This window comes from Kaistia sp. SLG-1 (genome assembly GCF_059699055.1).
In genome coordinates, this window is the sequence record NZ_AP048544.1 from 4846686 (window position 1) to 4870847 (window position 24162).

Annotated in this window: 19 protein-coding genes; 9 read left to right on the top strand and 10 right to left on the bottom strand. The window is 67.6% G+C overall.

Features of this window, described 5'->3' with window-relative positions:
* The first annotated feature begins 15 nt into the window (after positions 1-15).
* Positions 16-3456 carry a pyruvate carboxylase gene (gene pyc, locus AC6HZP_RS22555; protein ID WP_497524632.1) on the top strand — a complete coding sequence of 1147 codons (3441 nt, stop codon included), beginning with the start codon at positions 16-18 and terminating at the stop codon, positions 3454-3456.
* 101 nt (positions 3457-3557) lie between these two features.
* On the opposite strand, the gene AC6HZP_RS22560 is transcribed toward pyc, so the two are convergent.
* The 4 genes from AC6HZP_RS22560 to AC6HZP_RS22575 form a co-directional block, all read right to left on the bottom strand.
* Complete coding sequence (locus tag AC6HZP_RS22560) at positions 3558-4880, bottom strand: extensin-like domain-containing protein (RefSeq protein WP_497524633.1); 1323 nt, start codon at positions 4878-4880, stop codon at positions 3558-3560.
* A 160-nt stretch (positions 4881-5040) separates the two neighbouring features.
* Entirely contained in the window at positions 5041-5517 is a 477-nt protein-coding gene (locus AC6HZP_RS22565) for a GNAT family N-acetyltransferase (RefSeq protein ID WP_497524634.1), read from the bottom strand.
* Positions 5514-6542 carry a patatin-like phospholipase family protein gene (locus tag AC6HZP_RS22570; protein ID WP_497524635.1) on the bottom strand — a complete coding sequence of 343 codons (1029 nt, stop codon included), beginning with the start codon at positions 6540-6542 and terminating at the stop codon, positions 5514-5516. The genes AC6HZP_RS22565 and AC6HZP_RS22570 overlap by 4 nt, the downstream gene beginning before the upstream one ends.
* On the bottom strand, positions 6539-7336 hold the full coding sequence (locus tag AC6HZP_RS22575) for a 3-hydroxybutyrate dehydrogenase (RefSeq protein WP_497524636.1): 798 nt from the start codon (positions 7334-7336) through the stop codon (positions 6539-6541). Before AC6HZP_RS22575 ends, AC6HZP_RS22570 begins: the two co-directional genes overlap by 4 nt.
* Positions 7337-7541: 205 nt before the next feature.
* On the opposite strand from AC6HZP_RS22575, the gene AC6HZP_RS22580 reads away from it, so the two are divergent.
* From AC6HZP_RS22580 to AC6HZP_RS22590, 3 genes are all read left to right on the top strand, one after another.
* A complete protein-coding gene (locus AC6HZP_RS22580) occupies positions 7542-8054 on the top strand; it encodes a Fur family transcriptional regulator (RefSeq protein ID WP_201401174.1) in 513 nt (170 codons plus the stop codon).
* 186 nt (positions 8055-8240) lie between these two features.
* Complete coding sequence (gene ispG, locus AC6HZP_RS22585; protein ID WP_497526843.1) at positions 8241-9509, top strand: flavodoxin-dependent (E)-4-hydroxy-3-methylbut-2-enyl-diphosphate synthase; 1269 nt, start codon at positions 8241-8243, stop codon at positions 9507-9509.
* Positions 9510-9868: 359 nt separating this feature from the next.
* Entirely contained in the window at positions 9869-10678 is an 810-nt protein-coding gene (locus tag AC6HZP_RS22590) for an META domain-containing protein (RefSeq protein ID WP_497524637.1), read from the top strand.
* An 18-nt stretch (positions 10679-10696) separates the two neighbouring features.
* Here AC6HZP_RS22590 and AC6HZP_RS22595 read toward each other — a convergent pair whose 3' ends face one another.
* A complete protein-coding gene (locus AC6HZP_RS22595; RefSeq protein ID WP_497524638.1) occupies positions 10697-11611 on the bottom strand; it encodes a polyprenyl synthetase family protein in 915 nt (304 codons plus the stop codon).
* Positions 11612-11797: 186 nt separating this feature from the next.
* Here AC6HZP_RS22595 and AC6HZP_RS22600 point away from each other — a divergent pair, with 186 nt between their 5' ends.
* Complete coding sequence (locus AC6HZP_RS22600; RefSeq protein ID WP_497524639.1) at positions 11798-13807, top strand: acyltransferase family protein; 2010 nt, start codon at positions 11798-11800, stop codon at positions 13805-13807.
* Between the two features lie 134 nt (positions 13808-13941).
* Here the strand turns inward: AC6HZP_RS22600 and ahpD are convergent, their stop codons facing one another.
* Together ahpD and AC6HZP_RS22610 are read right to left on the bottom strand one after the other, a co-directional pair.
* Entirely contained in the window at positions 13942-14469 is a 528-nt protein-coding gene (gene ahpD / locus AC6HZP_RS22605) for an alkylhydroperoxidase, AhpD family (RefSeq protein WP_497524640.1), read from the bottom strand.
* A gap of 142 nt (positions 14470-14611) precedes the next feature.
* On the bottom strand, positions 14612-15163 hold the full coding sequence (locus tag AC6HZP_RS22610; protein WP_201401178.1) for a peroxiredoxin: 552 nt from the start codon (positions 15161-15163) through the stop codon (positions 14612-14614).
* 184 nt (positions 15164-15347) lie between these two features.
* Between AC6HZP_RS22610 and AC6HZP_RS22615 the strand changes: the two genes are divergently transcribed.
* Together AC6HZP_RS22615 and mtgA are read left to right on the top strand one after the other, a co-directional pair.
* The gene (locus AC6HZP_RS22615) at positions 15348-16280 is read left to right on the top strand and encodes a hydrogen peroxide-inducible genes activator (RefSeq protein ID WP_497524641.1); all 933 of its coding nucleotides are present in this window, start codon (positions 15348-15350) and stop codon (positions 16278-16280) included.
* A complete protein-coding gene (gene mtgA, locus AC6HZP_RS22620; protein WP_201401180.1) occupies positions 16277-16978 on the top strand; it encodes a monofunctional biosynthetic peptidoglycan transglycosylase in 702 nt (233 codons plus the stop codon). Before AC6HZP_RS22615 ends, mtgA begins: the two co-directional genes overlap by 4 nt.
* A 245-nt stretch (positions 16979-17223) precedes the next feature.
* Here mtgA and hpxZ read toward each other — a convergent pair whose 3' ends face one another.
* Positions 17224-17613 carry an oxalurate catabolism protein HpxZ gene (gene hpxZ / locus AC6HZP_RS22625; protein ID WP_497524642.1) on the bottom strand — a complete coding sequence of 130 codons (390 nt, stop codon included), beginning with the start codon at positions 17611-17613 and terminating at the stop codon, positions 17224-17226.
* A gap of 162 nt (positions 17614-17775) precedes the next feature.
* On the opposite strand from hpxZ, the gene AC6HZP_RS22630 reads away from it, so the two are divergent.
* On the top strand, positions 17776-18954 hold the full coding sequence (locus AC6HZP_RS22630; RefSeq protein ID WP_497524643.1) for a fumarylacetoacetate hydrolase family protein: 1179 nt from the start codon (positions 17776-17778) through the stop codon (positions 18952-18954).
* Positions 18955-19092: 138 nt separating this feature from the next.
* Here the strand turns inward: AC6HZP_RS22630 and AC6HZP_RS22635 are convergent, their stop codons facing one another.
* A complete protein-coding gene (locus AC6HZP_RS22635) occupies positions 19093-20973 on the bottom strand; it encodes an ABC transporter ATP-binding protein (RefSeq protein WP_497524644.1) in 1881 nt (626 codons plus the stop codon).
* A gap of 337 nt (positions 20974-21310) precedes the next feature.
* On the opposite strand from AC6HZP_RS22635, the gene guaD reads away from it, so the two are divergent.
* Positions 21311-22669 carry a guanine deaminase gene (guaD, locus tag AC6HZP_RS22640; RefSeq protein ID WP_497524645.1) on the top strand — a complete coding sequence of 453 codons (1359 nt, stop codon included), beginning with the start codon at positions 21311-21313 and terminating at the stop codon, positions 22667-22669.
* Between the two features lie 18 nt (positions 22670-22687).
* On the opposite strand, the gene AC6HZP_RS22645 is transcribed toward guaD, so the two are convergent.
* Positions 22688-24097, bottom strand: coding sequence for a glycoside hydrolase family 1 protein (locus AC6HZP_RS22645; protein WP_497524646.1), 1410 nt, complete (start codon positions 24095-24097; stop codon positions 22688-22690).
* Positions 24098-24162: the final 65 nt, after the last annotated feature.

A 24162-nucleotide genomic window follows, 5' to 3' on the forward strand; every position in this document is an offset into this window, starting at 1 on the left:
TGCTGGGGGAAATACGTGGCTATCAAGAAAATCCTTGTCGCCAACCGGTCCGAAATCGCCATTCGCGTCTTTCGCGCGGCGAACGAACTGGGTCTCACCACCGTTGCTATCTTCGCAGAAGAAGACAAACTCGCCCTGCACCGCTTCAAGGCCGACGAAGCCTATCAGGTCGGCAAGGGCCTCGGCCCGATCGAAGCCTATCTGAACATCGCCGACGTCATCCGCATCGCCCGCGAGGCGAAGGTCGACGCCATCCATCCCGGCTACGGCCTCTTGGCCGAGAGCCCGGAATTCGCCGAGGCCTGCGCCGAGGCCGGCATCATCTTCATCGGGCCGTCGCCTGAAACGATGCGCATGCTCGGCAACAAGGTCGCCGCCCGCAATCTGGCAATCGCCGCCGGCGTGCCGGTGATGCCCGCGACGGATCCGCTGCCGGACGACATCGAGCAGATCAAGGCCGAGGCGGCCCGCATCGGCTATCCGCTGATGCTGAAGGCCTCCTGGGGCGGCGGCGGACGCGGCATGCGCGTCATCCGCGACGAGGAGACCCTGCTCAAGGACGCGATCACCGCCAAGCGCGAGGCGAAGGCCGCCTTCGGCAAGGACGAGATCTATCTCGAGAAGCTGGTCGAGCGCGCCCGTCACGTCGAGGTGCAGATCCTCGGCGACCAGCACGGCAACATCGTCCATCTCTACGAGCGCGACTGCTCCGTGCAGCGCCGCCACCAGAAGGTGGTCGAGCGCGCCCCGGCGCCCTACCTGTCCGATGCCGAGCGCAAGGGCATCACCGACTACGGCGTCGAGATCGCCAAGGCGGCCAACTATTTCGGCGCCGGCACCGTCGAGTTCCTGATGGATGCCGACACCGGCAAGTTCTACTTCATCGAGGTGAACCCGCGCATCCAGGTCGAGCACACCGTCACCGAGCAGGTGACCGGCATCGACATCGTCAAGGCGCAGATCCACATCGCCGAGGGCGCCGCCATCGGCACGGCCGAATCGGGCGTGCCGAAGCAGGAAGACATCCGCCTGAACGGCCACGCCCTGCAGTGCCGCATCACGACGGAAGATCCCGAGCAGAACTTCATCCCGGATTACGGCCGCATCACCGCCTATCGCGAGGCGTCCGGCTTCGGCATCCGCCTCGACGGCGGCACCGCCTATGCCGGCGCGGTGATCACCCGCTTCTACGATCCGCTGCTCGAGAAGATCACCGCCTGGGCGCCGACGCCGCAGGAGGCGATCGCCCGCATGGACCGCGCGTTGCGCGAGTTCCGCATCCGCGGCGTGGCGACGAATTTGACCTTCGTCGCCAACATCATCAATCACCCGAGCTTCCGCGACAATTCCTACACGACGCGCTTCATCGACACGACGCCGGAGCTGTTCTCGGCCGTGCGCCGGCGCGATCGCGGCACCAAGCTGCTCAACTACATCGCCGACGTCACCGTCAACGGCCATCCGGAGACGCGCGGCCGCGTCAAGCCGAAGGCCGACGCGCTCGCCAAGGTGATCCCGCAATTCGCGGCCGAGCCGGCGCCGGGCACCAAGCAGTATCTCGACGCGCACGGCGCGGATGCGCTCGCCAAGTGGATGCGCGCCGAGAGCCGCGTGCTCGTCACCGACACGACGATGCGCGACGCGCACCAGTCGCTGCTCGCCACCCGCATGCGCACGCATGACATCGTCGGCATCGCCGACGCCTATGCACGCGGCCTGCCGGGACTGCTCAGCCTCGAATGCTGGGGCGGCGCAACCTTCGACGTCTCGATGCGCTTCCTGACCGAGGATCCGTGGGAGCGGCTCGCCATGGTGCGCGAGCGCGCGCCGAACATCCTGCTGCAGATGCTGCTGCGCGGCGCGAATGGCGTCGGCTACACCAACTACGCCGACAACGTCGTCAAGTTCTTCGTCAAGCAGGCGGCATCCGGCGGCGTCGACCTCTTCCGCGTCTTCGACTGCCTGAACTGGGTCGAGAACATGCGCGTCTCGATGGACGCCGTGCGCGAAGAGGGCAAGGTCCTCGAGGCCGCCATCTGCTACACCGGCGACATCCTCGATCCCGACCGCGCCAAGTACGATCTGAAGTACTACGTCGCGCTCGCCAAGGAACTGGAGCAGGCCGGCGCGCATGTCATCGGCCTCAAGGACATGGCCGGCCTCTTGAAGCCGGCTGCCGCCAAGAAGCTGATCGCGACGCTGCGCGAAGAGACCGAGCTGCCGATCCACCTGCACACGCATGACACGTCCGGCATCTCCGCCGCAACCGTGCTCGCGGCGGTGGAAGCCGGCGTCGACGCCGTCGACGCGGCGATGGACGCGCTCTCCGGCTTGACCTCGCAGCCCTGCCTCGGCTCGATCGCCGAAGCGCTCAAGGGCTCCGAGCGCGACACCGGGCTCGATCCCGACGCGATCCGCCAGATCTCGTTCTACTGGGAAGCGGTGCGCGGCCAGTACACGGCCTTCGAGAGCGATCTCAAGGCCGGCGCCTCGGAAGTCTATCTGCACGAAATGCCGGGCGGCCAGTTCACCAATCTCAAGGAACAGGCCCGCTCGCTCGGCCTCGACACGCGCTGGCACGAGGTCGCGCAGGCCTATGCCGACGTCAACCGGATGTTTGGCGACATCGTCAAGGTGACGCCCTCCTCCAAGGTCGTCGGCGACATGGCGCTGATGATGGTGTCGCAGAACCTCTCCGTCGCCGACGTCGAGAACCCGGCGAAGGACATCGCCTTCCCGGATTCGGTCGTGCAGATGATGCGCGGCGATCTCGGCCAGCCGCCGGGCGGCTGGCCCGAGGGCATCCAGAAGAAGGCGCTGAAGGGCGAGACGCCGTCGACGGCCCGTCCGGGCTCGCTGATCGCCGCCGCCGACCTCGAGGCCGAGCGCAAGGCGGCCAAGGAGAAGGTCGGCAATGGCGAGATCGACGATTTCCAGCTCGCCTCCTACCTGATGTATCCGAAGGTCTTCACCGACTTCGCCAAGGGCCAGCAGAACTGGGGACCGACCAGCGTGCTGCCGACCCCGGTCTATTTCTACGGCCTGCCGGTCGGCGAGGAGATCCTGGTCGAGCTCGAGAAGGGCAAGACCATGGTGATCCGGATGCAGGCGATCGGCGACGCCGACGAGGAAGGCCTGATCCGCGTCTTCTTCGAGCTGAACGGCCAGCCGCGCGTCATCAAGGTTCCCGACCGCGCCAATTCCGGCAAGGTCGTCGCCAAGCGCAAGGCGGATGACGGCAATCCGAACCATGTCGCGGCCCCGATGCCGGGCGTCGTCTCGACGCTCGCCGTCAAGGCCGGCCAGACGGTCAAGGCCGGCGACGTGCTGCTCTCGATCGAGGCGATGAAGATGGAAACCGCCATCCACGCCGACCGCGACGGCACGATCGCCGAAGTCCTGGTCCACGCCGGCAGCCAGATCGACGCCAAGGACCTCCTGGTGGTGTTCGGGTAAGATAGCTTACGGGACGCGGTTCTTGGGGGCCGCGTCCCGGTTCTTAAGGCGCGCCCCTATTGGCGCATCGCCGGATCTTCCAGCAGCCCCAAAACTCCGCCCTAGTGACAGTACTTCTTCCCGCCGCCCTTGCCGCGCTGGCGGAGGTCGAGGTGGTAGTGGTCCTCGTGGTAGCCGTCCGAGCCCGGGCCGAGGACCGTATTGAACTTGTCGCAGGCGGAGACGCGCGCCGCCTTCAGGAAGTCGTCCTCCTTCGCCGTGCGGTCTTCCGCCTTGGTCACGGTCACCCAGCGGCCGTTGACCTCGAAGGCGCCGATATCGACGGCGTTCAGGAAGGCGTGCTCGGAAAGCTGGGCATTGGCGACGCGGTTGCGGCCCCGGCAGGAATAGGAATCGGCGACCCGGAGCGCCGTGACGCGGCCGCCGAGCAGTTTGGTCGCCGAGGGCTGGATGTCCTCGTCGACCCAGCGCGCCAGCGTCGTCGCGACCGCGCAGTTGATCCGCGCCGCCGGCTCGAGGTCGACCGCGCCTGCATCGAGCTCCGTCACGTCGAACGGATCGGGACCGCCGCAACTGCCGACATGGATGGCCGGCAGCGGCTTGGCCGAGATCTTCATCGCCGCCATCGAGGCGCGGCAGGCGGCGAGCGCCTCCGGCACGGCCGGCCGCAGCGTCGGCATCATCGCCGCCAGCACCACCTCGGGCTTTTTCCGCGGCAGGGGCAGCGGCGCGGGGAGATTGGCCACGGTGGCCTTGTCCGATGCCTCGGGCGGCACCACCGGCGTCGCCGCCGGATCGGGATGCGGCAGGCGATCGGATTTCTTCAGGCTGCCATCCGGGTTCCGGCCCTGCGAAGCCGGCTCGAGCGGGCTCGGCAGGACCGGCGGCGCGAAGGCGAGCTCGCCGCCTGTCGCCGGATCGGCCGGAACCGTGCCGGCGAGCGTCGCCGCCGCGCTCGCGGCGAGTGCCGGATCGGGCGGAACCGCCTCGGTCGTGACCTTCTCCACCGCCGCGTCGGCGGGCTTCGGGATCGCCACCAGCCCCGCCGCCCGCCGCGCCTCGGCCGGTTTTGCCCGCGGCAGCGGCGCGGGGAGTTTTGTAAGGGCTGGAGGAGTAGCGGGTGCAACAGCCGGCGGCGGCGCGGCCACATCCGGCGCGGTATCGGAGGCTATGACCGGACGCCGCGTCGGCAGCGGCGTCACGAGCGATGCGCTTGATTCCGTCTGGGGCGCCTTCGCCTCCGGCGCGGGCGCCGCGTGATGCGGCCGCCGCTTGGCGGGTTTCCGCTCCGGCTCGACCTTCGGGATGACCTTCTGGAACAATTCGTCGGGGCTGATCGCCCGCGCCGCGATCGGCATCTGGGTGACGAGAAGGGCGGCGACCAGGCCGCCCATGCCGCATTTCAACTGTCGCCAGCGTGCCATGCCGATCCCGTCTCCTGAGTGTCGAACCCCAGAAACTGTCGAACTCAACGCACAGTAGATCCATCCGTTCCGGCAACGCCAAGGACCGCTTGAAACACGCCGCCAAACGGCGCCGCATCCGCCCCCGTCAGTCGCGGCTCCAGATCCTCCGCCCCCCGCTCTAGGCGGCGGTGGCCCCCGTCGCCTTGACGAAGACGACCAGCTCGTGCGGGCCGACCTCGCGCTCGATCTCGCTCCAGCCGCGCGCGGCGTAGTAGGCGGCCTTCTCCGGCACGGCGCAGAGATAGATCTTGTCGTGGCCGAGCGCCGCCGCCTCGGCGACGATCCGGTCGCTGAGCTCGACGGCGACGCCGCGCGAGCGCGCCTCCGGCTCGACCCAGAGCGCCGCGAGCCAGGGCGAATATTGCGGCCGGTCGTCGAGGTCGTTGTCGATCAGCAGCGCCGAGCCGACGAACTCGTCCTCGCGATGCGCGACGAGGCCGAGCGGAATGGCGTCGGTCTTAAACTCGCGCAGATGGCCGAGCACGGCCGCGAGCGGCGCGCCGGACTCCTTCCACCAGGCGTGCCACATGCGATCGGCGATCGTACCGATGAACTCGGGACGCGCGGCGAGATTGGAAAAGGTGAGGTCTGTCACTGGAATTGCGTCCTGAGATCCACGGTGTCCCGAACGCCTATATCCTTGAAATGCGCGACTAGCCAGTCGCGCGCCGCCTCGCGGCCTGCCTCGTGCAGTTCCTCGAAGAAGGCGCGCGAGGTGTCGAACTTGGTCGAGGCGGAGAATTTCTCCAGCGCCTTGCCGGCGTCGATGCGGTGCACGCGGTTGCGGCGATAGCGGGCGGGATCGAGCCGGCCCTCGTCGAGCATGCGGTTGACGAAGTCGATGGCGCGGAATTCGCGCAAGAGCGAGGCGTTGAAGGTGATCTCGCTCATCCGCTCCAGGATCTCCTTGGTGGAGGTCGGCACGGTATTGCGCTCGATCGGGTTGATCTGGACCAGCAGGATGTCCTCGGCCCGCGTCTCTGTGAAGAAGGGGAAGAGCGCAGGATTGCCCATGAAGCCGCCGTCCCAGTAGGGCTCGCCGTCGACGATCACCGTCTGGAACAGATAGGGCAGGCAGGCCGACGCCATGATCGCCTCGGCGGTGACGCCCTCGCCGGAAAAGACCTTGATCTTGCCGGTGCGCACCGCCGTCGCCGAGATGAACAGCTTCGGCGTCTTCGCGGCGCGCAGACGGTCGAAATCGACCAGCTCGGTGACGATCTCCTTGAGCGGGTTGATGTTCATCGGGTTGAAGCCGTAGGGCGAGGCGAAATTGGTCATCGCCTCGATCATGTGGAAGGGCTGCATGGCGGGCATCCGCCACGCCCCCATCCAGGCTTCCATCAGGTCGCGGGCCGAGGCGCCGGGGCGTCCCGCCGCGCTCACCCGCGTCCAGAGCTCGCGGAGCCGCGCCCGCGCGCCGGCCGTGCCGTCGCGCGCCAGCCCGTCGGCGAGCGCCACCGCGTTGAGCGCGCCGGCGCTGGTGCCGGAGATCCCCTCGAAATCGAGGCGTCCGTCCTCGAGCAGCCGGTCGAGCACGCCCCAGGTGAAGGCGCCGTGCGCGCCGCCGCCCTGCAGGCCGAGATTGAGGGTCTTGCGGCCGGCGTGATGCAGCGTCATGCCGCGGTCCAGCCGCCGTCGATCGATTGCAGCGAACCGGTGATCGAGCGCGCGCCGTCTGTGGTCAGGAACAGCGCCAGCGCCGCCACTTCCTCGACGGTGACGAATTCCTTGGTCGGCTGCGCCGCGAGGATGACGTCCTTCTTGACCTGTTCCTCGGTCATGCCGCGCGCCTTCGCCGTATCGGGGATCTGCTTCTCGACCAGCGGCGTCCAGACATAGCCGGGGCAGATGGCGTTGACCGTGATGCCGTGCTCGGCCGTCTCCAGCGCCACCGTCTTGGTGATGCCGGCGATGCCGTGCTTCGCCGCGACATAGGCGACCTTGTAGGGCGAGGCGACCAGCGCATGGGCTGAAGCCGTCGAGATAATGCGGCCCCAGCCCTTCTGCTTCATCGCCGGCAGCGCCAGGCGGATGGCGTGGAAGGCGGCCGAGAGGTTCAGCGCGATAATCAGGTTCCACTTGTCGACGGGGAATTCGTCGATCGGCGCGACATGCTGGACGCCGGCATTGTTGACCAGCACGTCGATGGCGCCGAATTCCTTTTCGACATCGCCGATCATCGTGGCGATCTCGTCTTCCCGGGTCATGTCGGCGCCGGAATAGCGCGTCTCGACGCCGAATTCGGCCGCGAGGTCGGCTCGCAGTTTCTCGATCGCGACGGCATCGCCGAAGCCGTTCAGCACGACATGCGCGCCGGCGCCGGCGAGCGCCCGGGCGATGCCGAGCCCGATGCCCGAGGTCGAGCCCGTCACCAGCGCGACCTTGTCCTTGAGATGACCGTCCTTCGACATCAATTCGACTCCTGCGGGGAGGATAAGGGGTAGGAAGTGCCCGAGACGACCATATATTGCGGTGCAACAGCAAGAGAAGGCGTCAGGAGACGGCATGCGGCAATCGGCGCGGAGTCGGCCTCGCCGCCGATCCGTGCTAGAACGCGCACGCGGAGACGACATCTCCCGCGCGGCTTGACGACGAGGCGGCCAGAACAGGGCGATCATGAGCGAAGCAGACCGGATCGTGCTCGAACATCGCGATCACAACCACGACCATTGCGCCCGCGACGCCATCGCCCATGCCGAGGCGATTTCCGCCGCCGAGGGCCTGCGCTTCACCGAGCAGCGCCGCAAGGTCCTGGCCGCGCTCGCCGAGAGCCACGTGCCCGCCAGCGCCTATGACGTGATCGACCGGCTTGCCGCCGAAGGACCGCGCCCGGCCCCGGTCTCCGTCTATCGCGCGCTCGATTTCCTCGTCGAGCACGGCTTCGCGCACCGCATCGAGAGCCGCAACGCCTATATCGCCTGCTCGCGCGGGCCGGAGGGCCACGACAAGCCCGGCCATGGCGCCGCTACCGTCTTCCTGCTCTGCGAGCAGTGCGGCGCCGCCGGCGAGGCGTCGTCCGCCGCGCTGACCGAGGCGCTCGCCGCGGTGACCGAGGCGGCCGGCTTCGCGCCGACCGCGCCGATCATCGAAATCCGCGGCCTCTGCGCCCGCTGCCGCGAGTCGGCGTAGATTGATGTCTCCCGTGACATACCCTCACCTCGGTCCGAAAAGCCCTCGCCCGCTTGCGGGAGAGGGTTGGGTGAGGGTCTTGCTTGCGGGCAACTATCTCAATTCGCGCCTTCGGCGCGCCCTCACCCCCGCCCTCTCCCGCGAAGCGGGCGAGGGAGCGACAGCGCGTGATCTCGCATGAACGAAATGCCCACCTCCCCTGAATTCCTCGCTGGTCCGCTGCCGCGCCGTCGCGCCACCGCCGTCCGCGTCGGCAAGGTCCGCGTCGGCGGCGACGCGCCGGTCGTCGTGCAGTCGATGACCAACACCGACACCGCCGACATCGACGCGACCGTCGCCCAGGTGGCGGCGCTCGCCCGCGCCGGCTCCGAGATGGTCCGCATCACCGTCGACCGCGACGAGGCCGCGGCCGCGGTGCCGTTCATCAAGGAAAAGCTGCTCGCCAAGCGGATCAACGTGCCGCTGATCGGCGACTTCCACTATATCGGCCACAAGCTTTTGACCGATCACCCGGCCTGCGCCGAGGCGCTCGACAAATACCGCATCAATCCCGGCAATGTCGGTTTCGGCGAGAAGCGCGACCGCCAGTTCGCGACGCTGATCGAGCTCGCGATAAAATACGACAAGCCGGTGCGCATCGGCGTCAACTGGGGCTCGTTGGACCAGGAGCTGCTGACCCGGCTGATGGACGAGAACGCCGCCTCTGCGACGCCGATCTCGGCCGCCGCCGTGATGCGCGAGGCGATCTGCCAGTCGGCCATCCTCTCGGCCAACCTTGCCGAGAGCATTGGCCTGCCGCGCGACAAGATCATCCTGTCGGCGAAGGTGTCGAATGTGCAGGATCTGATCGCCGTCTATCGCGATCTCGCCCGCCGCTCCGACCATTGCCTGCATCTCGGCCTCACCGAGGCCGGCATGGGCTCGAAGGGCATCGTCGCCTCGTCCGCCGCCATGGGCATCCTGCTGCAAGAAGGCATCGGCGACACCATCCGCGTCTCGCTGACGCCGGAGCCGAACGGCGACCGCACCCGCGAGGTGCAGGTAGCGCAGGAACTGCTGCAGACCATGGGGTTCCGCGCGTTCCTGCCGATCGTCGCCGCCTGCCCCGGCTGCGGCCGCACGACGTCGACCGTGTTCCAGGAACTGGCGAGCCGGATTCAGGAAGACATCCGCACCTCGATGCCTCAATGGCGCGAGCGCTATCCGGGCGTGGAGGCCCTGAAGGTCGCCGTGATGGGCTGCATCGTCAACGGCCCCGGCGAATCGAAGCACGCCGACATCGGCATCTCGCTCCCCGGCACCGGCGAGACCCCGGCCGCCCCGGTCTTCATCGACGGCAAGAAGGCGGTGACGCTGCGCGGCCCGCAGATCGCCGACGATTTCCGCAAGCTGGTCGACGAGTACATCGAGAAGCGGTTCGGGCTCGGCGCGAAGGCGGGCGAGGCGGCGGAGTAGGCGCGAGGGCTCTCCCCCGGGAGATCCTATTCGCAGCACCACCCTCATCATGCTGAGGAGGCCCGAAGGGCCGTCTCGAAGCACGCAGAGCCGTCGTGCCATCGACAGCTGCCCTGAGACCGTGCGTCCTTCGAGACGGCTTGCTACCGCAAGCCTCCTCAGGATGATGGAAATCGGGGCTGCCGACCGACTTGAGGCCTTTGCGCAGGCCTCCCCTTGAGGGAGGGTCAAAACGGGCGGAGACCGTTTTGGGGAGGGGGCGGTTCGACGGGAGCGAGGCGGCACAATCTGCACCGTTTACTGCTTCGGCGGTTGCGTCTAGATCTCTTGTCCCATGCCTTCGTGGACGAGGATCGATCGTGATCAAGCTTCTGCCGATGCGCCTGTTGTTTGCTCTCGCCCTTCTGGCCTTGCCGAGCCTCGCGGTGGCGCGACCGCTCGACGGCTCGGTCACCTATCGCGAGCGCATCGCCCTCGATCCGAAAGTGGCCGTGACCATCAGCCTGGTGGACGTCACCCATGCCGACCGGCCGGCCAAGGTGATCGCCAAGCAGCGCATCCGGCCGCGCGGCCGCCAGGTGCCGATCGACTTCCGCCTGCACTACGCGACGTCCCGCATCAAGCCGAACCACCACTATCAGCTGCAGGCGCGGATCGATCTCGGCGACGACCTGCTCTACGCCAACAAGGACGCCATTCCGATCGATCCGCTGACCGCCAAGGGGCCGATGACGATCGTGGTGCAGCGGGTGCCTGACCAGGACGAACCCACCAAGGTCAGCGACAAGGGCGCCAACAACAAGGGCACGGCGTCGCCGTCGAGCCCGGCCGCCTCGCTGAAGGGCACCGAGTGGCTGGCAGAGGACATCGGCGGCAACGGCGTGCTCGACATCGTGCAGTCGACGCTCTCGATCGAGGGCGACGGCAAGATTTCCGGCTCGGGCGGCTGCAACCGCTATTTCGGCACCGTCACGGTCAAGGACGGCGTGCTCAAGGTCGGGCCGCTCGGCGCGACGCAGATGGCCTGCGTGCCGGCGCAGATGGACCAGGAGCGCAAGTTCCTCGACGCGCTGTCGGCGACGCGGAGCTTCCGCATCGACGGCGCCAAGCTGACCCTGCTCGACGCCGGCGGCAAGCCGCTGGTGCGCCTCGTCAAGAACAAGGGCTGAGGCCCGCGTCCGCGAGGCTCAAGCCTCGCGATCGGCGACGAAGCGCGCGGCGGCGGCGAGCGTCTTCGCCCGCGCGCCATAGGGGGCGAGCAGCGCCTCGGCCTCGGCCACCAGATCGTCGAGCATGGCACGGGCGCGCGCGACGCCATGCAGCCCGACGAGCGTCCCCTTGCCACGGGAAGAATCCTTGCCGGTCGCCTTGCCGAGGGCTTCAGCCGTCGCCGTCTCGTCGAGAATGTCGTCGGCGAGCTGGAAGGCGAGGCCGATAATCTCGCCGAAGCGGCGGATGCGGGCACGATCTTCCGGCGAGGCGCGGCCGAGAATGGCGCCGGCCTCGCAGGAGAGGCGGATCAGCGCGCCCGTCTTCATCGCCTGCAGCCGGCGGATCGACGCCTCGTCGGGCGTTTCCGCCTCGGCCTGCAGGTCGAGCATCTGCCCGCCCGCCATGCCGCCGAGGCCAGAGGCACGGGCGAGCCCGAGCACCAGCTCGGCCCGGACCAGCGGGTCGGCATGCGTCGCCGGATCCGCCATCAAGTCGAAGGCCAGCGTCTGCAACGCGTCGCCGGCGAGGATCGCCGTCGCCTCGTCGAAGGCCCGATGCAGCGTCGGCTTGCCGCGCCGAAGATCGTCATCGTCCATCGCCGGCAGGTCGTCATGCACGAGGCTGTAGCAATGCAGGCATTCGATCGCCGCGCCGATGCGGAGCGCGCCGGCCTCCTCCGAGCCGAACAGCCGCGCCGTCTCGCTCGCCAGGAACGGGCGCAGGCGCTTGCCGCCGCCGAGCGCCGCGTAGCGCATCGCCTCGACCAGCCGTGCGGGCCTGGCGATCTCGCCCTCGGCCGGGGCTTCGGTCAGGACAGCGTCCAGGCAGGCTTCGGTAGCGGTGGCCGTGGCGGAGAGACGGGCGCGGAATTCGTCGTCGAGCAAAACCAAGATGGCCTCATGCGAGCGAGGGAGTTTGGGCCACCCTTGCCGCTTCCGGCGGGGCCGCGTCAAGCCGAAGCGCCAATTCGCGGTGCGGCACTATCCCTTCGGTCGAGCCGCGCCGCCGAACGCCTGATTGCGCGGGATCGCCGCGTCGCCTAATGCTTGCATTTCCCGTATCGACCGAAGCTCCGCATGACGCCGCTCGCCACTCCGTCCTCCGCCAGCGCCTTCCGCCTCGACATCAATTTGTTGCGGGCGCTGGCCGTCGTCGGCGTCGTGCTGTTCCATTTCCGCATCGGCCCGTTCACCGGCGGCTTCGCAGGCGTCGACCTGTTCTTCGTCGTCTCCGGCTATTTGATGACCAAGATCATCGCCGACGGTCTCGACCAGGGCCGCTTCTCGCTCTGGCGCTTCTATGGCGCGCGGGCGCGACGGATCCTGCCGGCGCTCGGCGCGCTCTGCGTCGTGCTGCTGGTCGTCTCGCAGCTCATCATCGATCCGCTGACGCGGCGCGAGATCGCGTCCGGCATCGCCTCGTCGATCCTGTTCGTCTCCAATTTCTCCTTCTGGCGCGGCGCCGGCTATTTCGACGTCGCATCGAAGGAAAACTGGCTGCTGCACACCTGGTCGCTCTCGGTGGAGTGGCAGTTCTACCTGGTCCTGCCGATCGTGATGATCGCGCTACATCGCCTGCTGCCCGGCCGGCGCTGGCGGATCGCCGCCTTCTGGACCGGCATGATCCTCTCCTTCGCGCTCGCGGCGTGGCTCGCAACGTCGAAGCCCGTCTTCACCTTCTACCTGCTGCCGACGCGGGCCTGGGAAATGCTGGCCGGCGGTCTCGTCTACCTGCATCTCGGCGCCCGCCGGCCCGGGCCGCGCCTGTCGGCGGCGCTGGCGCTCGCCGGCCTCGCCCTGATCGCGGTCGCCTTCATCGGCCTCGACGACCTCGTGCCCTGGCCGTCCTTCGCTACGTTGCTCCCGGTCGGCGGCACGGTGCTGCTGCTCGCGGCGCGGCAGGAGCAGGCGCCCGGCCTTGGCAATTCCGTCGTGCTGGCGCTCGGCCTCTGGTCGTATTCGATCTACATCTGGCACTGGCCGATCGTCATGGCGCTCGGCTATTTCGAGGTCAGCGGCGCGCTGGCAACGCTTTGCGGCCTCATGGCGACCTTCGCGCTGGCCGGGCTTTCCTATCGCTACATCGAATCGCCCTTCCGCCGCCCGCCCGAGGCGCGGCGCGCCGGGCGGTGGCGGCCGCGTCCGGCCGTTCTGGCCGGGGTGGTGATCCTGGCCGGGACGACGACTGCGTCGCTCGTCGCCGCCAGCGGCCGGGGCGAGCCGCGCGACGCGCTGGCCGCGCGCGTGGCCGCGGCCGAGGCGGCGATCGACGACGGCGCCTATCCGATGGAATGCGGCGGTTACACCATCGGAAACGCGCTCCGGCCCTGCGTCATCGGCGAGCCTGCCGCCAGCAACGTGCTGTTCATCGGCGATTCCCACGCGGAACTGTTCCATACGCATTGGGAGGCCGGCCGGCCGGACCACAGCTTCACCTTCCTGACCTATGGCGGATGCCCGCCGCTTCCCGGCGTCAACGAGATCAAGCCGGGCTCGCGCTGCGACGAATTCTTCGAAGCCGCCTGGGAGCGCGCCGCCAGCGGCGACTATCAGAAGGTGCTGATCGCCGCGTATTGGCCGATCTATCTGAAGCCCTATGCGCGAGGCCGCGACAACAGCCACGTGCTCTGCTTCCAACGGGACGGGCGCTGCCGGCCGGAAACCAACCCCACGCGCCACCAGCAGGGGCTCGACGCGGCCTTCGCCGAGCTGGCGGCGCGGATCCGGAACCTGCGCGAGCGGGGCATCGAGGTGACGCTGCTGCAGCCGATCCCCTTCGCTGATATCGACATTCCGCGCCAATCGGTGAAGCGGGCCTTCTTGGGGACGGAGCCGGACGGGCTGGCGCCGATCGAACTCGAGGCGACGCGTGAAGCGGCGGCGGCGGCGCGCGAAGCGCTCGCGAAGCTTGCGGAGGACAGCGGCGCCCGGCTGGTCGACCCGCTGGAGGGCATGTGCGACGCGGGACACTGCCCGGTCTCGCGCGACGGCGTCCTGCCGGACTATCGCGACACCAACCACCTGACCGCGCGGGCCATACGCGACGGCCGCCTCGATTTCATCGACGCGGCCGTGCTGCAGAACTAGAGCGTTTTCGAGCGAAGTGGATACCGGTTCGCGTGAAGAAAACGCGACCCAACAAAGAGCTAGTTTTTCTCGTCCCTCGCGCTCCGGGCCCCACCGCATTCGGTCGGCCCGGAGACTCTCAGGAGGCTGGAGGATCAGGCCGCTTCGGCTGCCTCGAGGGCGACGCCGACCGACTGGATGATCGCGGCGAAACGCACGGCCGTCTGGATGACCTCGGACGAAACATTCGCCTTCTTCAGCACCGCCTCGTGGCTGTCCATGCACATGCCGCAGCCATTGATGGCCGAGACGGCCAGCGACCAGAGCTCGAAATCGACCTTGTCGACGCCGGGATTGCCGATGACGTTCATGCGCAGCTTTGCCGGCATGGTGCGGTATTCGGTGTTCGAGACCAGATGGCTGAAGCGGTAGTAGACGTTGTTCATCGCCATGATCGACACGGCCGACTTGGCGGCGGCGAGCGCCGCCGGCGTGAGGTGTGGCGCGGCCTCAGCCTCGAGCGCGGCGCGGACCTCCGGATTGCGGGTGGCGATCGCGCAGGCGACGATCAGGCCGTATTTCTGCTGCGGCGGCAGCGTCTCGTCGGACGCCAGCGTCGACAGGTTGAGACGGACATCCTTGGCGAAATCCGGGATCCGGGACTTCAGCGAATCGATCGACATGGAAAACCTTTGCACAGGCGCCCGCGAAGCCCGGTGCGCGGGCGGACGGCGCGACGCTTTGGAAACGGAGCGGACGAGGCGTCGTCACGATATCCGACCGGGCAGCCGCGTCTCGACGCGGCCGCCCAGCCGGTAGAATGAATCAGGCCGCCAGCGTGGCGCCGCCGACTTCGCGGTTGCACGGGCAAAGCTCGTCCGTCTGCAGCGCGTCGAGGACGCGCAGCGTGTCCTTCGGGTTGCGGCCGACGTTCAGATTGGTCGCGTAGCTGTGCTGGATCGTGCCTTCCGGATCGACGATGTAGGTGACGCGGTAGGCGACGCCATCCGGCGAACGCACGCCGAGGCCGTCGACCAGCGAACCGTTGGTGTCGGCGAAATTCCAGATCGGCAGCCGGTCCAGGTCCTTGTGGTCACGGCGCCAGGCGAGCTTGACGAACTCGTTGTCGGTCGAACCGCCGAGCACGACGGCGTCGCGATCCTCGAAATCACCGGCGAGACGGGCGAATTCGGCGATTTCGGTCGGGCAGACGAAGGTGAAGTCCTTCGGGTAGAAGAAGATCACCTTCCACTTGCCCGGAAAGCTTTTCTCGGTCAGCGTCTCGAAAGCGCTCTCGCCGTTCTCTTCGTGGCTGTTGAAGCCAGGCTTCACGCCGGTCACGGAAAATTCGGGCAGCTTGTCGCCAATGCCGAGCATTCTACTCTCCTGTCACGATGGGGATCGTGTTGTGATTTTTTGCAGTGCAGCCAAACCGACGGAATCGCCGCTGCATGTGCGAATGGATCCCACGCAGGGCTCGTTCGGTCAAATCGTAATAACCGAAGATTGGCATCGGAAATCCCGATTGCCGCCCCTACAACCTGCGGCTATAGCAGGCGCCATGCTGCTGCCCACGCTCCGCCAGATGCAATATTTCGTCGCGCTCGCCGAATCCGGATCGTTCAGCCGGGCGGCGCAGGCCTGCCATGTCACGCAGTCGACGCTTTCCGACGCCATCCGGCAGCTCGAGGAGACGATCGGCGTTTCGCTGATCGACCGCTCCAACCGGACGACGGTGCTGACGGCGGCCGGCGAGGACACCGTGCGGCGGATGAAGGCGCTGCTGGTCGACGCGCGCGAGATGGTCGACGCCGCGCGCTCCAGCGAGGCGCCGCTCACCGGCCGCATCCGGCTCGGCGTCATCCCGTCGATCGCGCCCTATTTCCTGCCGCGCACCCTGCCGGAGCTGCGCCGCGCCTACCCGCAATTGCGGCTGCACCTGCGCGAGGACCTGACGCGGACCCTGCTGGAGGATCTCCGCGCCGGCCGGCTCGACATCTGCCTGATCGCCTTTCCCGTCCAGACGGAAGGGTTCGCCACAGAGATCATCGCCGAGGACAGCCTGCTCCTCGCCGTCGACGCCAGCCACGCGCTGGCGGGCCGGCAGACGGTGCGGCGCGAAGAGCTGGCGGACGAGACGCTGCTGCTGCTGGAGGACGGCCATTGCCTGCGCGAGCACATCCGCGCCGTGGCGCCCGGCCTCGCCGACAAGCAGAACGAGGAGATCCGGGCCTCCAGCCTGACGACCCTCGTGCACATGGTCGACAACCAGCTCGGCATCACCTTCCTGCCGCGCATCGCCGTCGAGGCCGGCATCCTGTCGGGAACCGACATCCGCCTCTCCGAGCTCGATGGCACGCCGGCGCGCCGCTCGCTCGGCCTCGTCTGGCGCAAGGGATCCAGCCGCGAGCGTGACTTCCACCTCCTCGCCGGCTTCCTGCGCCAGTTCGCCATCGAACCCGTCCGCGACCGAGCCGGATCGGATCGCGTATGACCCTTCGACTGCCGGCCGCCCTCTCCCGACCGTTCGCAGCCCGCAGGGGCTTGATTACAGGTATTGCCAAAGTGTTCGCCATCATCGTTGCCCTGCCGCTGGTTCTGACGCCGATCTATGCCTTCGTGCCGCCGGTCTCGACGCTGATGCTCTGGTCGGGCGCTACCGGCCAGGGCATGAAGCGCGACTGGACGCCGCTCGAGAACATCGCGCCGGCGCTCGTCAATTCGGTGGTGATGTCGGAGGACGGGCAGTATTGCAGCCATTCCGGCGTCGACTGGGGCGAGCTCAGCGCGGCGCTCGACCGCCAGGGCGGCCCGTCGCGCGGCGCCAGCACGATCACCATGCAGACGGTGAAGAACCTGTTCCTCTGGCCGTCGCGCTCCTATCTCCGCAAGGCGCTGGAGATCCCCCTCGCCTACTACGCCGATTTCATGCTGTCGAAGCGGCGGGTGATGGAGATCTACCTGAACATCGCCGAATGGGGCCCTGGCCTGTTCGGCGCGGAGGCGGCGGCGCAGCACTACTTCAACAAGCCGGCCTCGAAGCTGACGGCGCGCGAGGCGGCGCTATTGACGGCGGCGCTCCCCAATCCGATCACCCGCAACCCGGCCAAGCCGACGCGCTACCTGCAGAACCGCGCCCGCAACATCCAGGCGCGCGCCCGGGCGGCGCGCGACTATGTCGGCTGCATCTGAGCGGCTGGTCCGGATTGCATGATGGAAAGGAGGCGGCAGATTTCTGTCCTGAGCCTCCTCTCTAGAGGGGCGAAGTACCCTTCCTACACCTCTCCCTGGGGGAGAGGTCGACGGCCGGAGGCCGGCGGGTGAGGGTTTACGGCCTCACCGGATGGTTTCCTAAACCCTCACCCGGAGCTTCGCTCCGACCTCTCCCTCAGGGAGAGGTGAAAGAAGAGCTTCCCCCGGCATTGCGGGCCAGACGCTCAGGCCTCCGGATCCGCGATGACGCTGACATGGGCGGCGACGACGCGCCAACCGGCGGGGGTGCGGACCCAGCTCTGCATCTGGCGGCCGACGCGGCCGGGGGCGCCCTCGCGGCGGAACAGCGTCGAGGCGGTGCCGAAATCGCGGCCATAGGTCGTGATCACCGTGCGCTCCAGCGCGCGGGCCAGGCCGGCCGGCGAGCGACCGGCGCGGAACGCCTGGATCTCGGCATAGCCATAGAGATTCTCGCCGGCGCCATAGCGGATGGTCGTCGGCGCCTCGAGAAACAGCGCGTCGAGCGTGTCGACGTCATTGCCGACCAGCGCCTGCTCGTAGCGGGCGAAGGCCGCCTCGAGCTCCGCCCTGATCTCCGGAATATCGATCTCCATGGAAGCATTTCCCATCGCGGCACGGATCCGATCGCGTTAGCGCGCGATGGCGCCGACACGAAAGACGACAGACGTCTGGCCTATCGCGCGTCGCAGGCTATAACGGGTGCGCCTTTTTTCAATATCGGCGCATCCGCGCCGAAAAAAATCCGGAGACGCCCAATGCCGCTCGATACTGCTGCCCGCTTTGCGCTGCCCGAGGACGCGGAGGCCGCGACGCTGGTCGGCCGGGTCTTCCGTCCCGACGTCGACGGCCCGTCCGTGGTCGTCCTGCGCGATGGCCAGTTGATCGACATCACCGCCTCGATCGTCACCATGCGCGATCTCTGCGAGACGCAGGATCCGGCGCGCGCCGCCGCCACCGCCGACGGCGAGTTCATCGGCAGCTTCGAGGAGATCCTCGCCAACACGCCGCTCGCCAATCGCGACCCGTCGAAGCCCTATCTGATCGCGCCGATCGACCTGCAGGCGGTCAAGGCGGCCGGCGTCACCTTCGTCGTCTCGATGCTCGAGCGCGTCATCGAGGAGCAGGCTCGCGGCCTGCCCGAGCGGGCCAACGCCATCCGCGCCGAGATCAACGCCACCATCGGCGACGACCTGGCGGCGCTGCGCCCCGGCTCCGAGCAGGCGGCAGCGCTGAAGAAGCTGCTGATCGAGAAGGGCATGTGGTCCCAGTATCTCGAGGTCGGCATCGGCCCCGACGCCGAGATCTTCTCGAAGGCGCAGCCGATGTCGGCGGTCGGCCACCTCGCCGAGATCGGCATCCACCCGATCTCGACCTGGAACAATCCGGAGCCGGAAGTCGTGCTGGTCGTGTCGTCGGCCGGCAAGATCATCGGCGCGACGCTCGGCAACGACGTCAACCTGCGTGACGTCGAGGGCCGCTCCGCCCTGCTGCTGTCGAAGGCCAAGGACAACAATGCCAGCGCCTCGATCGGCCCGATGATCCGCCTTTTCGATGCCTCGTTCTCGCTCGACGACGTGCGGCAGACCGAAGTGCGCCTGACCGTCGACGGCGAGGATGACGGCTTCCGCATGGACGGCTCCAGCGCCATGTCGAAGATCAGCCGCGACCCGGAAGACCTGGTCAAGCAGACGGTCGGCAAGAACCACCAGTATCCCGACGGCTTCGTGCTCTATCTCGGCACGATGTTCGCGCCGGTGCAGGATCGCGACGGCCCCGGCCAGGGCTTCACCCACAAGGTCGGCGACATCGTCACGATCAGCGCGCCGAAGCTCGGCAAGCTGTCGAACCGCGTCGTGCTCTGCCCCGATGCCGAGCCCTGGACCTTCGGCACGGCGGCGCTGATGCGCAACCTCGCCGGCCGCGGCCTGCTCTGATCGAAGCGCGCGTCGCAAACGAAAACGGCCCTCCCGCGCAGGGAGGGCCGAAGCCTTCAGGGATGGCCGCCGCGATGGCGCGAGCCTCCCGAACGGGACACGACCCGGCCAGCCGGACGAACCGGCGGCCGAGTGGCCTCAGAGCGCCGCCTGCGCCACTTCCCGCTCGCTGACGCCCTCGTCGAACTGGTAGCGGTAGAGCTTCTCATAGACGCCGCCGAGCCGGACGAGCTCCGGATGGGTGCCGACCTCGACGACGCGGCCGCGCTCGATCACCGCGATCTTGTCGGCGCTCAGGATGGTCGCCAGGCGGTGGGCGATGACGATCGTCGTGCGCCCCTCCACCAGCTTGTCGAGCGCGATCTGGATCATGTGCTCGGATTCCGAATCGAGCGCCGAGGTGGCCTCGTCGAGCAGCAGGATCGGCGCGTTCTTCAGGATGGCGCGGGCGATCGCGATGCGCTGGCGCTGGCCGCCGGAAAGCTGCACGCCGTTCTCGCCGACATTGCTCTGGAAGCCCTCGGGCAGGCCCTGGATGAAATCATAGGCGAAGGCGTCGCGGGCGGCCGCCTCGACCTCGGCATCGGTCGCGCCCAGCCGGCCGACGCGGATGTTGTCGGCGACGGTGCCGGAGAACAGGAACACGTCCTGGCTGACGAAGGCGATCTGGTGCCGCAGCGAGCCGACCGAGACGGTGCGGATGTCCTGGCCGTCGACGAGGACGGCGCCGCCCTCGACGTCATAGAAGCGCTGGATCAGCGACAGGATGGTCGACTTGCCGCCGCCCGAGGGTCCGACGAGCGCGAGGCGCTGGCCATGGTCGACGGAGAGGTTGATGCCGCTCAGCACCGGCTCCTTCTTGCGGTAGGCGAAGCTCACGTCCTGGAGCTCGATCTTGCCGCGCGTCAGCTTCAGCGACGGACGATCGTCCGCCTCCGTCAGGCTCTGCGGGTGGTCGAGGATGCCGAACATCATGCGCACGGGGATCAGGCTCTCGGCGATGCCGACATTCATGCGGGCGAGCCGCTTCGCCGGCTCGTAGGCGAGCAGCAGCGCCGTGATGAAGGACATGAACTCGCCCGGCGTCTTGCCGGCCGAGATCGTCGCCCAGCCGGCATAGAGGATGACGAGGCCGATCGAGATGCCGCCCAGCGTTTCCATCAGCGGACTGGTGCGGGCCTGCAGCTGCGCGATCTTGTTGGCGCGCTGCTCGACCGACGTCACCGCGGTGGACATGCGGCCGCGCATATGGTCGCCGAGGCCGAAGGCCTTGACCATCTTGGCGCCGTGCACCGTCTCCTGGATGATCGCGATGATCTGCGTGCCGGAGACGAATTCCGCCTTGGCGATATCGCGGATGCGCTTGATCAGGCCGCCGACGAAGAAGATGGCGATCGGCGCCACCAAGAGCGCGATGATCGACATCAGCGGCGCCTGGTAGACCATGACGAAGATCAGGCCGAGCAGCGTCACGAGATCGCGGCCGAGGCTGAGGACGATGGTGTCGAGAATATTGCGGATGGCGTTCGATCCGCCCGAGATCGACATGATCAGCTCGCTCGAGGCGCGATCATTGTAGAAATCGAGGCCGAACTTCAGGCAGCGGTCGTAGAAGCGCTTCTGGTTCTCCGCGACGATGCGGTTACCGATCCGGCTCTGGATGACCACCTGGCCGTAGGTCGCGAAGCCCTTGACGATGAAGATCAGCATGACGCCGAAGGACAGCACCCAGAGCATCTTGACGTTCTGGTCGACGAAAATCTGGTTGACGACGTCGCGCATGATCCAGGCGGACAGCGACGTCATCGCCGCGACGATGAACAGAAAGACGAAAGAAATCATGTAGCCGGTGCGGTGATCGCGGAAGTTGGCGCGCAGGATGCGCGCCACGACGCCGATCGTTCCCTCGTCATTGTTGACGATCGCACGGTAGAAATCGCCCCAGCGACGCAGATTGAGCTTTTTGTCCTCGGGAGGAAGCGGCGTCTGGGGATGCGATTGAGCCTGGGGCTTGGTCATTTGCGCGCGGTCCGGCGTCTTGCAGACGCACGCAGACCTCTGCTCCGTCCTGTTGCTGACAGCGCCTTTTATCGGCTGCGGCGAGCGCTGTCCACAAATGCGCCCTGCGGCGGATTCGGGTCCCGGCCTTCGGTCGGGCCGAAGCGCGCGGTCTTCATCCGGTTTGCGCGGCTTCCCCTCTGGTGTTTCCCGCCCCGCCGGGGGATCGTAGGCACGTTGTTTGCAAAGCCAGTTTCGGTTTGCAAAGCCAGTCTCGGCTTGCAAGCCAGTCTCGGGGCGAATTCCGCCCCACCATCGGAGCGCGTCCTCCCGGACCCTCCCCGAAAGGGATACCACCATGACGCAGCGGGCGATCCGCGGTCCCGCGCTGACCTTTCGCGGCGATCCCTTCCAGCTCCCGGCGGGCGAGGCCCTGCAGTTCTGGCCCGACGCGCTGATCCGCATCGAGGATGGCCACATCGCGAGCGTCGAGGACGCGGAGACCGGGCTGGCCAGCCTGCCGGCCGGCGTGCCGCTGACGCATCATGCCGACGCGCTGATCTGCTCGGGCTTCGTCGACGCGCATGTGCATTTCCCGCAGATGCAGATGATCGGCGCCTTCGGGGCGGAACTGCTGGAATGGCTGGAGCGCTATACCTTCGTCGCCGAGCAGGACTTCGTCGACGATGCGCATGCGCGCGACGTGGCGGGACGGTTCCTGCGAGAGTTGCTGCGCGCCGGCACGACGACCGCCTCGGTCTACTGCACGGTGCATCCGCAGTCGGTGGACGCCTTCTTCGAGGAATCCGAGCGCTTCAACACGCGGATGATCGCCGGCAAGGTGCTGATGGACCGCAATGCGCCGGCGGACCTGCTCGACACGGCCGAGACCGGCTACCGGCAGTCGAAGGCGCTGATTGAACGATGGCACGGCCGGGGCCGCCAGCTCTACAGCATCACGCCGCGCTTCGCGCCGACCTCGACGCAGGCGCAGCTCGAGGCGGCCGGCCGCCTCTGGCGCGAGCATCCCGGCACCTATGTGCAGACCCATCTCTGCGAGAACCCCGGCGAGGTCGCCTGGGTCAAGGAGCTGTTCCCCGAGCGCTCCACCTATCTCGACGTCTACGACCATGCGGGGCTCACCGGCCCGCGCGCGATCTTCGGCCATGCCGTGCACATGAACGAAGAGGACTTCGCCTGCTGCCACCGCACCGGCTCGGCACTCGCCCACTGCCCGACCTCGAACCTCTTCCTCGGCAGCGGCCTGTTCCGGATGTTCGACGCCCGGCGGATCGAGCGCCCCGTGCGCGTCGGCCTCGGCACCGATATCGGCGCCGGCACAAGCTTCTCGCAGCTGCAGTCGCTCGGCGAGGCCTACAAGGTGGCGAAGCTCGGCGGTCATGCGCTCACCGCCGAACAGGGCTTCTATCTCGCGACCCGGGGCGGCGCCGAGGCGCTTCGGCTGGAAGACCGCATCGGCCAGATCGCGCCGGGCTTCGAGGCCGATCTCGTCGTCCTCGACCTGAAGGCGACGCCGCTGCTGGAATTCCGCCTCGGCCATGCGCGCGATCTCGCCGAAAAGCTGTTCGTGCTGATGACACTCGGCGACGACCGCGCCATCCGCGCCACCTATATCGCCGGCGAGCCGGTCTACGAGCGCGACCGGGCGGAGCCCTTCGCCTATCCGACGCCGGTTCCGCATGCGGTGGAGGGATAGCTCAAGGGGCGCAGACGCCTAGACGTTGCGGACCGGCGCGTGTTCGATGCCCTTGGCGATGATCTCGCGATAGGCCTCGAAACTCCGCTTCGGGATGCGCTTCTGCGTGTCGAAATCGACATGCACGATGCCGAAGCGGCGCTCATAGCCCTGCAGCCATTCGAAATTGTCGAACAGGCTCCAGACCATGTAGCCGCGCAGGTCGACGCCGTTCTCCTTCGCCTTCAACGCCGCCTCGACGTGACGGCGGATATAGTTGGCCCGGCGGGGATCGTTGATCGTATCGCCGTCGATCGCCTCATCGATCGGACCGAAGCCGGCGCCGTTCTCGGTGATGTAGACCGGCGGATTGCCGTATTCGTCGCGGATGCGCTCGAGCAGGCGGCGGAGATATTCCGGGCGCACCGGGCCGTTATAGGCGGCCGGCGCCGGATCGGGATTGGTCTCCATCCAGTTGATGCCGAGCGGCTTCTGCGGATCGTGGCGAACATAGGCCGGCGCATAGAAATTGACGCCGAGGAAATCGGGCTTGTTGGCCGCGAGCGTGGCGAGATCGGCCTCGGTGACGACGAAATCCGGGTTGAGCGCCTGGAACGAGTTCATCACCTCGACCGGATAGCGCCCCTTGAACAGGGCATCGAGGCACCAGCGGTTGATCACCGCGTCGCCGAGCCCCGCCGACAGGATGTCCGCCGACTTGCCGGGATTCTCCGGGATCGTCGGCATCAGCGGCAGCGCCACGCCGATCTCGCCGCGATAGCCAGCCTCGCGGAAATCGCCAATCGTCAGCGCATTGGCGAGCAGCCAGTGATGCAGCGCGATCGCCTGGCGGCCATATTGCGCGTCGGTGATGGCGAAGGGGTCGCCGACGCCCGACTTGATGTTCTCGATCATCGGCTCGATCAGGAAGAGATCGATGAACGGCTCGTTGAAGGTGATGAACTTGGTCACCTTGGCGCCGAGCGCCTCGCGCACCAGGCTCGCATACTGGCGGAACCAGCCGATCGATTCCGGGTTCGACCAGCCGCCGCGATCGTCGAGCGCCCGCGGCAGGTCCCAGTGATAGAGCGTGACAACCGGCTCGATGCCCGCTTCGAGCAGGTCGACGACGAATTGCTGGTAGTGCGCGATGCCGGCCTCGTTGACCCGCCCCACGCCGTCCGGCAACAGCCGCGCCCAGGACAGCGAGAAGCGGTAGCAATTGAGGCCGAGCTTCCGCATCAGCGCGATGTCTTCGAGATATTGCGCGCGATCATAGGCGTTGATCGCGATGTTGCCGGTTTCCTGCTTGCCGGTGACCGGCTCCGTCGCGCGATAGACGTTGGTGTAGATGTCCCAGTTCGACAGGCCCTTGCCGTCGGCCTGCCAGGCGCCCTCGACCTGATAGGCGGCGCTCGCCGCGCCCCAGAGAAACTTCATCGACCCCATGCACGACGCTCCTTTCAATGCCGCCTGCCCGACGGCGGCGAGGATACGACGCTCAGAAGGCGGCA